The following is a 10,095-nucleotide window of genomic DNA, read 5'->3' on the forward strand; positions in this document are numbered from 1 at the left end:
CGATGAATTTGAATTATGGTGTTGTAGGCAATGGGCGTACTGCTGCTCTGATTTCCGAAACAGGGAATGTGGAGTGGTTATGTTTCCCGGATTTTGATTCCCCATCTATTTTTGCAGCGTTGCTCGACCGGGAGAAGGGAGGTTGCTTCGGTTTCGAGGTAAATTCTGATTATCGGATATTACAAACGTATGTTCCACATACTAATATACTTTCTACCAAGTTCTTATCAGAAGCGGGAGAATTTGATGTACTCGATTTCATGCCCTGTTATCGTTTTAAGAATGATAGTAAGGGACAATATATTCCGGCGGAGCTGTACCGCTATATTCATCTGGTAAGAGGTAAACCGGAGTTTAAAATTAAATATAGTCCAGCTCCGAATTATGCCCGTGGGAAAGTCATTTATAATACAACCTCTGATTATATCGAGACTTATTGTTCTTCCGATAGCAAAGACAGGCAATATCTGTATTCCTCCTTGCCTTTGGAGGACATCTCGTTGAAGCGAACCGTACAGCTTGAAAAAGACGAATTTATGTTGCTTTCCTATAATGAAAAAGTGATTCCGATAGATATTGAACGTGAAAAACTGGAGTATTGTCGGACGTTGGTTTACTGGCTGAACTGGACAAATCGAAGTAAAAAGTATACACTTTATAATGACGTGATAGAACGAAGCTTGTTGGTATTGAAACTGATGTCTTACTATAAGGGTGCTGTACTGGCGGCATTAACTACGAGTCTGCCCGAAACGGTGGGTGATGTTCGAAATTGGGATTACCGGTTCTGCTGGTTGCGGGATGCTTCCATGTCAATCGAAACCATGTTCCGAGTAGGGCATGCGGGTGCTGCCAGGCGTTTTATGAAATTTATACAGTCCACATTTGTTGCTAACAGGAGATCCTATCAGATTATGTATGGGATACGCGGAGAACGCAAATTGACTGAAGTTATTTTGGAGCATCTTTCTGGTTACAAAGATTCCAGACCTGTCCGTATAGGGAACGATGCGTATCATCAACGGCAGAATGATTCTTTCGGATATTTAATGGACTTAATTTACCAGTATTATCGCTTGATGCCGGGAACATTGGATGAGATAGAAGACATGTGGGAAATGGTGAAAAGTATTCTTGACACTGTTCAGGAAGACTGGCAGAAGCCAGACAAAGGTATTTGGGAAATCAGGGGGGAAAGCCGCCATTTTGTTTCTTCTAAAGTGATGTGCTGGGTGGCCTTGGATCGGGGTGTGAAGATAGCCCGTATGTTGGGCAAATACGGTGATTCCGAGCGCTGGATGCAGGAAGCTGATAATATCCGCCAGGATGTGATGGAACATGGGTGGAAGGAAAAAATGCAAAGTTTCTCTCAGGCTTACGATAACGAAGCGTTGGATTCATCTTTGCTACTGATGGAGCCTTACGGGTTCATCCAAGCTGATGATATCCGTTACCATAAGACGGTGGAAGCTGTCCGGAAAGCGTTGTTTTATAAGGGATTGATGTATCGCTATAACAGTGAGGACGATTTTGGCATGCCTTCTTCCGCTTTTACCATTTGTACGTTCTGGTTGATACGAGGGTTGTTTGTTACAGGTAGAAGAGAAGAGGCCAGGTGTCTTTTTGATGAGGTGCTGAAATATGCAAACCATTTGGGATTGTTTAGTGAAGACATCGATTTCAATACCAAAGAACAACTGGGCAATTTTCCACAAGCATATTCCCATCTGGCACTGGTGAATACGGCAATCTTGTTTGCGGAAGAAGACAGAAGTCTATCTTTTATACGTCCTTAAATAATGGTAGAGATATCGGTTATAAAAACAGAACCTTGTTTGTGTAGGCATGTCACTTATCTCCGGACAGCATAAGAGATTTCAAGATAGCATCGGTACGTTTGTGGCTATCCAGATGCCCCCTATTTTCTTTTGTTTTGAGACAGTACTTCATATATATACTTAGCATAGCTTCTCCCTACGGGAATGGTTCTTTCAAGTCCTTGAAGATGTATTTCCTGTTTGGAGAATTGGCTGACCTTGTTTAATGGAATCAGAAAAGAACGATGCACTCTTAAAAAGTAGTTTTTGGGCAACATTCCATGGAGAGCTTTTATATTAAGTCTCGAAATGATATTTTCTCCACAGATTCGGAATATTTTGCTATAATTCTCCATTGCTTCAATATAAAATATATCGGAAATAGGTACAGTTATACTGGTGTAGTCTTGCTTTACGACAATATTTTCCTGCATGGCTTCATTCCATGGTTCTGTAAGTCCTCCTATATGTAGCATAGCTTTCTCCACAGCCCTTTCAAAACGTTTATAAGCTATAGGCTTGTGCAAAAAATCCACGGCATCCAGATTGAAACCGTCGAGTGCGTATTTGGCGTGTGCAGTAGTAAAGATAAGGGTACATTCCACAGGTAAAGCTTTTGCTACATCCAGACCATTGAGACCGTTCATTTCAATGTCAAGAAATACTAAGTCCGGTTTTGTCCGTATGATTTCTTCCAACCCAATGCGGGGATCACAGAAGGTGGTTATTTCCATACCTCCTTTTCTATCACAGAACTGTTTGATGATAAATAGCGCGATGGGTTCATCGTCTATGGCTATGCAGTTAATTTTTCTCATGAAAGCTGTATGATTAATTTTGTTCTGAACTCCCGTTTGTTCTCATCCTTTTCCGTAAGCAATGTGAAACGTTCAGGATAAAGTAGTCTCAGACGCTTTCGGCAGTTTTCTATACCTATGGAGGGGCTATCCTGTTCTTTCTCTCTCATGATGGAATTACATGTCTTGAAAAGTAATGTACCGTCTTCTACGACAATCCGTATGAGCACGGTACAGTCTTCGGAAGAAGATGTCCCATATTTAAATGCATTTTCCACGAAGGTGATTAGGATCATTGGAGGAATTTTCACATATTCCTGATCTGTATGACTCTCGAATATGACCTTGGTGTGATGGTTGAGACGTAACTGTTGTAGTTCAACATACTGTCGGATATATTCTATTTCACTTTTTACGTTTATTTTTTCGACTGAGGCATTATGGTACATATATTTGAGAATATTGGAGAACTTGACAAAGGCGGATTCGGTCAGGTCAGATTTAGTTATAACCAGTCCATACAGAGTATTGAGAGTGTTGAATAGAAAATGTGGATTTATCTGTGCTTTATACATGGCCAGTTCGGCGCGGTTTTTCTCTGCTTCCACTTCTTGACGGGCAAGCATTTGACGGAAAAGTTCGAAGGTGACTTCAATGGCCAGTCCAAAACCGGATATGATAAGGAAAAAGAACCATACGGTTTGGGAATGCAAATGGCGGCGGAAATCCAGAGGCAGTTTGGAGTGAGGATTTTCCGGCAAGGGGAAATGAGTCATTAGTTCAGTTACAAACAAGAGCATGATAACTGTCATTATAATCCATCCATACCTTTTACGCATGAACAGTGATGGAATACTCACTTTGCGGTAGACGAAATAAAGTAGGTAAAGATATATGACCAGCGTCACTACAAAAGCAGGCTGAGTTACAAACCATTTGTCTACTGGGACAAGCAGGATAGTTAGGGGCAATATGATTATACAAAAGAGCAGGTCTACATAGAGGGTTATTCTGGGATATGCAACGGCACTTTCTGCTGTTCCCCTCACTTTTTTCTTTATTCTTTTTAGAAACATCTATACTTGGTCTTTTTATATTAAATATTAAGTTGTTTCTGCAAAGATAATTCTTTGTTCTCATACTTCAAACGCTGGATTGTTGTCGTTCGTCAACACATTTCTACTGTTCGTCAACACATTCTTAGAATGTATGCAAAATCTTTTTAGATTTGTCACCGACTGTTTTGGGAAACTAATTTTCATTCAATAATAATAAATAAACAAACAGAAAAATAATGAAAGTTTTCTTCGTTTTATTATCAGTTTTGGTATTGCTGTCTTCGTGTAGTTCTAAACAACAGCAAGAGCCGGGTGTCAAGTACAAGACACTTCGTGTGGAATTTACTGATCGGACACTAAAAAACGGATATGCGGCTAGTTTGCGAGGTAGGCAGTATGTTGAGATACGCCCGCAGGTGGATGGCATCATTACAGAAATTCGTTTGAATGAGGGTGACGTGGTAAAAAAAGGACAGGTATTGTTCATTATTGACCAGGTTCCTTATAAAGCTGCACTCGAAATGGCAATAGCTAATGTAAAGAGTGCGGAATCCCGTCTGGCTACTGCCCGGCTTACGGCGGAGAGCAAAGAGGAGTTGTTCCGAGAGGATGTGGTTTCGGAATTTGATCTCCAAACCGCTCGCAATTCCCTTGCAGAAGCTCAGGCCAGTCTTGCTCAGGCTCGGGCAGAGGAAATCAATGCCCGTAATAATCTGTCTTATACAGAAGTTAAAAGTCCTGTTAACGGGGTTGCCAGTATGATTCCTTATCGTGTGGGGGCTCTTGTGGGTAGCAATATTGCGGAACCATTGGTAACAGTTTCCGATGATGAGAAAATTTATGCCTATTTTTCAATGAATGAGAATCAGATATTGGATTTGGTGCAACAATACGGTTCGCTTCAGAAAGCAATGGCTGAGATGCCTGATGTAGAGCTGACCTTGAGCAATGGTAAGGCTTATTCCCATTCCGGTAAGATCAACGCAGTGAGTGGGAGCATAGATGAGAGTACAGGTGCGGTAAGTTTGCGTGCGGAGTTTGACAATCCGGAGAAACTACTCCGTAATGGTGGTAGTGGTACGGTATTTGTCCCTTCGTATCGTGACAGTGTGATTGCTATTCCTCAAGCTGCCACTTATGAATTACAGAACCGTGTCTTCGTATATAAAGTGGTTGATGGCAAGGCGAAGTCAACTCCGGTTGATGTATTTCGGTTGAATAACGGGACGGAATATATTGTCGAGTCCGGTCTGTCTCTTGGTGATGTGATTGTTGCCGAAGGTGCTGGTCTTGTACGCGAAGGAACTGAAATAGATACTTACACGACTACTAATGAATAATCTGCGTCATGAAAATAAGGACTTTTATTGACAGACCCATTTTGGCGGGTGTAATTTCCGCCCTCATCCTTATATTGGGTATTATCAGCCTTGTTCAATTACCTGTTGAACAGTTTCCCGAAATAGCGCCGCCTACAGTAAGTGTACAGGCTAACTATACGGGTGCTAATGCCGAGACTGTGCTGAAGAGTGTTGTTGTGCCTTTGGAAGAGGCCCTCAATGGCGTGGAGAATATGATGTACATGACTTCTTCAGCTACCAATGCCGGAATGGCTAATATCCGTATTTATTTCCGTCAAGGGACGGATCCAGATATGGCAACGGTGAATGTGCAGAACCGTATTGCTTCCGCACAGGGATTGCTTCCAACCGAGGTCACACGAAGCGGTATTACGGTACGTAAACGCCAAACCAGTAATATCAAAGCTTTGGCTTTGTACAGTCCGGATAATTCTTTCGATGAGAAATTCCTAAATAATTATCTAAAAATTAATATCGAACCTCGTTTAGCTCGTATAGCCGGTGTGGGTGAGGTTAATGTAATGGGGTCAGACTACTCATTACGTATCTGGCTTGACCCGGGTAAAATGACACGTTACAACCTTGTTCCGAGTGATATTACGGCAGTCCTTGATGAACAGAATCTTGAGGCCCCGACTGGAACTTTGGGTACTGAATCGGAAAATACGTTCCAGTACGTGCTCAAATATCGTGGACGTTATGAATTTGAACAGGATTATGAGAATATGGTTATCAAGTCTCTTCCTGGCGGTGAAGAACTGAAACTGAAAGATGTGGCCACTATCGAATTGGGATCGCGTACTTATACTTATATAGGTGAGGTGAACGGTCATCCGGGTTCTAATTGTATGATTGCCCAGACATCGGGTTCTAATGCCAATGAAATTATTGAGGAGATTGACAGGGTAGTAGAAGATATTCGAAAAAATCTTCCAAATGGCATGGAAATAGCTGACTTGATGAGCACGAAAGACTTTCTTGACGCATCCATCAAAAATGTGATCAAAACGCTTATTGAAGCTATAATCCTTGTTATTTTGGTGGTGTATGTCTTTCTACAGAGTTTTCGTTCCACATTCATACCTGCTGTTTCAATTATTGTTTCCTTGATCGGAACTTTTGCATTTCTGGCTGTGGCGGGCTTTAGCCTGAATATGTTAACTCTTTTTGCTTTAGTACTGGTAATCGGTACGGTGGTGGACGACGCGATAGTTGTTGTCGAGGCTGTGCAGGCGAAATTTGACGAGGGCTACAAATCTCCTTATCTTGCCACTATAGATGCTATGGGCAATATAACTTCAGCTTTGGTAACTACTACTTTCGTTTTCATGGCGGTATTCATTCCCGTATCGTTCATGGGAGGTACGACCGGTACGTTTTATACCCAGTTCGGTCTTACGATGGCTGTGGCAGTAGGTATTTCTCTTCTTAACGCCATGACTCTTAGTCCGGCTCTTTGTGCGCTTATCATGACCCCACATGCGGATACTGGTAATGGAGGAAAGATGAGTTTCTCCTCACGTTTTCATGTTGCTTTTGATACGGCTTTCCATCGGGTTGTGATGAAGTATAAAAGTGGTGTGTTTTTCATGCTCAAGCGTAAATGGCTGGCCGTAGTCTTGCTGGTGGTAGCCGGTAGCGGACTTTTTTTCTTGATGAGAACAACCAAGACAGGACTTGTGCCTCAGGAGGATATGGGTACAGTTTTCATTGATGTACGTACTTCTCCCGGAAGTAATCTGGCAGAGACACAGCTTGTGATGGATGAGATCAACCGTCGTATCAAGGACATTCCGCAAATCCGTATGTTTTCTAAAATTACGGGTAACGCTATGATTAGCGGACAGGGGGCAGCTAATGGTATGTTCATTGTCCGTCTTCAGGATTGGAATGAACGTACGGAAGAGGGAGATGATATTAATTCTGTAATATCTGAAATTTACCGCCGTACAGCCGATATCGCTTCAGCTGATATAATGGTTTTTGCTCCCCCTATGATCCCGGGCTATGGCGTGAGTAGCGGTTTTGAAATCTATGTACAGGATCAGAAGGGAGGAAAGATAGAAGATCTACTTTCTATTACACGGCAGATGATTGACAAACTGAATGCCCGTCCTGAAATTGCACGTGCTACAACTTCCTTTGATAACAAGTTTCCTCAGTATCTGGTGGAGGTGGACGCTTCTCGTTGCAAACGCAACGGTATTTCTCCATCCGATGTACTTTCAGTATTGTCTGGCTATATCGGTGGTAACTACGCTTCCAACATGAACCGTTTTTCCAAATTATATCGTGTGATGGTACAGGCTTCTCCCGAATATCGCTTGGATACGGAAGCGTTGAATAATATGTTTGTACGGAACGATGAAGGTGAGATGAGTCCAGTGGGGCAATATCTGAAACTTACGCGTGTATATGGAGCTGAGACACTTTCCCGTTTCAATCTTTTCTCGGCTATTAGTGTTAACGGTACCCCTGCTGACGGTTACAGTACCGGTCAGGCTATCCAGGCGGTGCGTGAAGTGGCTGCGGAGACACTTCCGGCAGGCTACGGCTATGAATTTGGCGGTATGTCGCGTGAAGAGGCTTCAACAGGCAGTTCCACGACTATTATCTTTGTCATTTGCATAGTATTCATATACCTGATCCTATGTGCTCTTTATGAGAGTCTCTTCGTTCCGATTGCAGTTATTCTTTCTGTTCCGTTTGGGCTTGCCGGAAGCTTCCTTTTTGCCAAAATGTTCGGTTTGGAAAATAACATTTATCTGCAAATTGGCTTGTTGATGCTGATAGGACTTCTGGCTAAGACGGCAATCCTGCTTACTGAATATGCTTCAGAACGCCGCCGTCAAGGTATGAGCATTTCCCAGGCAGCGGTATCTGCTGCACAAGTTCGTTTGCGTCCGATTCTTATGACTTCACTGACTATGATTTTTGGAATGCTTCCACTGATGTTTGCTTCGGGTGTGGGAGCCAATGGTAATATTTCTATCGGTGTGGGGACGGTTGGCGGTATGCTAATCGGTACGGTTGCCCTACTTTTTATTGTACCGGTACTTTTTATTATATTCCAATATTTGCAGGAACGTTTCATGCCTGAGCGTCAATTGCCGAAGTTGGAAAAAAAAGATTAATAATCAGAATATATTTGTACAATGAAGAAAATAATTATATGTATATGCTTGTCGGTGGTACTGGGGGGATGCTCGGTTTATCGGACCTATAAGCGACCTGATGTGGCGGGGGGTGGGAGGGGGTTTTTTTTCGGGAGATTTTTCCTTCGGCGTGGGAGCAGATTTCGCCTGCCGACAGTGTTGCTTCCATTGCCGACCTTTCGTGGAAAGAATTGTTTACGGACCCACATTTACAGAAACTTATTGAGACTGGTCTTTGTAATAATTCAGATTTGGGTATTGCCCGTCTTCGTGCCGAAGAAGCCGAAGCACTTCTTCAGTCGGCACGTCTTTCATATTTACCATCTATTAGCCTTAGCCCTCAAGGAACAATAGGCAAGGTGGAACATAGTAAAACAACCAAGAGTTACGATTTGGCTACTTCGGCTAGTTGGGAGATTGATATTTTCGGTAAACTGACCAATACTAAACGGGAAGCTCGTGTTGTACTGGAACAGAGTGAAGCTTACCGTCAGGCTGTACAAACTCAGTTGATAGCTACTATTGCCAATAGTTATTATACATTGTTGATGTTGGATGAACAGCTCAATATCAGTCGTCGTACAGCCAGAAACTGGAGTGAGAATCTGCGTGTGATGAAAGCTCTTAAAAATGCCGGTCAGACCACTGATATGGCTGTTGCACAGACTGAAGCGAGTAAATTGTCTGTAGATGCTTCATTGCTTTCACTTGAACGACAGATTACCGAATTGGAAAATACCTTGTTATCATTATTGGGATCTGTTCCAGGAGACATCACACGTTCAACACTTTCCAGCCAGTCTTTTCCTGATACGCTTTTAGTCGGTGTACCGTTACAGCTTCTGCAACGTCGTCCGGATGTACGACAAAGTGAGGCTGTACTGGCTGCTGCATTCTATGTAACAAACCGAGCCCGAGCCGCATTCTTTCCGTCAATTACGCTTTCGGGTTCTGCTGGGTGGACTAATGCAGCAGGTGTTGTAATAACCAATCCTGGTCAATGGTTGTTTTCTGTTGTCGGCTCGCTTATACAACCACTTTTTAATCGTGGACAGAATATTGCTAATTTGAAAGTAGCCAAGGCACAGCAAGAAGAGGCGTTATTGTCTTTCCGTCAAAGTCTACTCGATGCCGGTACAGAGGTTAATAACGCGTTGGTACAATGGCAGACGGCAAGAGGAAAATTGAAACTTGATGAACAGCAGGTTGTTGCTTTAACATCAGCTGTGCGTAGTGCAGAGTTGTTGATGAAACATAGTTCACAAAATTACCTTGAGGTATTGACAGCCCGTCAGGCATTGCTACAAGCGGAGTTGGATGCTGTTTCAGATCGTTTTGATGAGATACAGGGAATCATTAATCTGTATCGTTCATTGGGTGGAGGAAGTGAATGAGCTGATTATTTGGAAAGCTATTTATATTTGGGGATACGAATGTTTATCTTATAATTATGATTAATAAGGTTTCAATGAAGGAATTGTTATATTCCAATTAGTCGATACTAAATGAGACTGGTTCTTATTGTTTAGAGTCAGTCTCTTGTTTTTCTATGTGAATGTATTCTGAGCCTTGTATATCGACGCAACACATTGATACTATTGAAAGAAAGTGTTTTAGCCTTTTAATCGGTACAAATATGGTACTCACAATGAGAATGGAAAGTACCCACAATTTCATGTCTCTGATTTTCAGTACTTTCGATATACGTGTTGTACCGCACTTTTTTAGCTCATTTTCAAGTTCCGATGCAGCATATTAGACCAGTTGACTACCAATGTTTTATAAATAAAATGGTAGAAAAGTCCGTTTTGCACTTCTTTTTCTTCGCTGAACGAGTACAAAATTAGTGCATTTTTTCGGATTATGAAAGCAACTGAAAAACTTTGTGCAAAATCATTTTTGAAGGG

General features: G+C 42.2%; 6 protein-coding genes and 1 pseudogene. 4 read left to right on the plus strand and 3 right to left on the minus strand.

Translation table 11 applies throughout. The features are described 5' to 3' along the window. Nucleotides 1-2: 2 nt before the first annotated feature. The gene (locus tag QVP90_RS09250) at nucleotides 3-1,796 is read left to right on the plus strand and encodes a glycoside hydrolase family 15 protein (protein ID WP_005924563.1); all 1,794 of its coding nucleotides are present in this window, start codon (nucleotides 3-5) and stop codon (nucleotides 1,794-1,796) included. Nucleotides 1,797-1,918: 122 nt separating this feature from the next. Here the strand turns inward: QVP90_RS09250 and QVP90_RS09255 are convergent, their stop codons facing one another. Both QVP90_RS09255 and QVP90_RS09260 read right to left on the minus strand, forming a co-directional pair. After that, nucleotides 1,919-2,635, minus strand: coding sequence for a LytR/AlgR family response regulator transcription factor (locus tag QVP90_RS09255; RefSeq protein ID WP_005924560.1), 717 nt, complete (start codon nucleotides 2,633-2,635; stop codon nucleotides 1,919-1,921). Then, entirely contained in the window at nucleotides 2,632-3,690 is a 1,059-nt protein-coding gene (locus QVP90_RS09260) for a sensor histidine kinase (protein WP_021936256.1), read from the minus strand. The genes QVP90_RS09255 and QVP90_RS09260 overlap by 4 nt, the downstream gene beginning before the upstream one ends. Nucleotides 3,691-3,908: 218 nt before the next feature. On the opposite strand from QVP90_RS09260, the gene QVP90_RS09265 reads away from it, so the two are divergent. The 3 genes and pseudogenes from QVP90_RS09265 to QVP90_RS09275 all read left to right on the plus strand — a co-directional run bounded on the left by QVP90_RS09265 (nucleotide 3,909) and on the right by QVP90_RS09275 (nucleotide 9,582). After that, nucleotides 3,909-5,012, plus strand: coding sequence for an efflux RND transporter periplasmic adaptor subunit (locus QVP90_RS09265; protein ID WP_005924556.1), 1,104 nt, complete (start codon nucleotides 3,909-3,911; stop codon nucleotides 5,010-5,012). Nucleotides 5,013-5,020: 8 nt separating this feature from the next. After that, the gene (locus QVP90_RS09270; protein WP_007478366.1) at nucleotides 5,021-8,167 is read left to right on the plus strand and encodes an efflux RND transporter permease subunit; all 3,147 of its coding nucleotides are present in this window, start codon (nucleotides 5,021-5,023) and stop codon (nucleotides 8,165-8,167) included. 21 nt (nucleotides 8,168-8,188) lie between these two features. Continuing rightward, nucleotides 8,189-9,582 (plus strand): annotated as a pseudogene (locus QVP90_RS09275) (TolC family protein). A gap of 330 nt (nucleotides 9,583-9,912) precedes the next feature. Here QVP90_RS09275 and QVP90_RS09280 read toward each other — a convergent pair. Beyond that, on the minus strand, nucleotides 9,913-10,095 hold a 183-nt coding region (locus QVP90_RS09280), incomplete at its 5' end, for a hypothetical protein (RefSeq protein WP_288204181.1).

Origin of the sequence: Bacteroides sp. CAG:189 (assembly GCF_000432295.1) — a bacterium.
GTDB classification, from domain to species: domain Bacteria; phylum Bacteroidota; class Bacteroidia; order Bacteroidales; family Bacteroidaceae; genus Bacteroides; species Bacteroides salyersiae.

Coding starts and splice junctions, on each gene's coding strand:
- QVP90_RS09255 (WP_005924560.1), bottom strand. CDS start 2,635: ATGAGAAAAATTAACTGCATAGCCATAGACGATGAACCCATCGCGCTA.
- QVP90_RS09260 (WP_021936256.1), bottom strand. CDS start 3,690: ATGTTTCTAAAAAGAATAAAGAAAAAAGTGAGGGGAACAGCAGAAAGT.
- QVP90_RS09250 (WP_005924563.1), top strand. CDS start 3: ATGAATTTGAATTATGGTGTTGTAGGCAATGGGCGTACTGCTGCTCTG.
- QVP90_RS09270 (WP_007478366.1), top strand. CDS start 5,021: ATGAAAATAAGGACTTTTATTGACAGACCCATTTTGGCGGGTGTAATT.
- QVP90_RS09265 (WP_005924556.1), top strand. CDS start 3,909: ATGAAAGTTTTCTTCGTTTTATTATCAGTTTTGGTATTGCTGTCTTCG.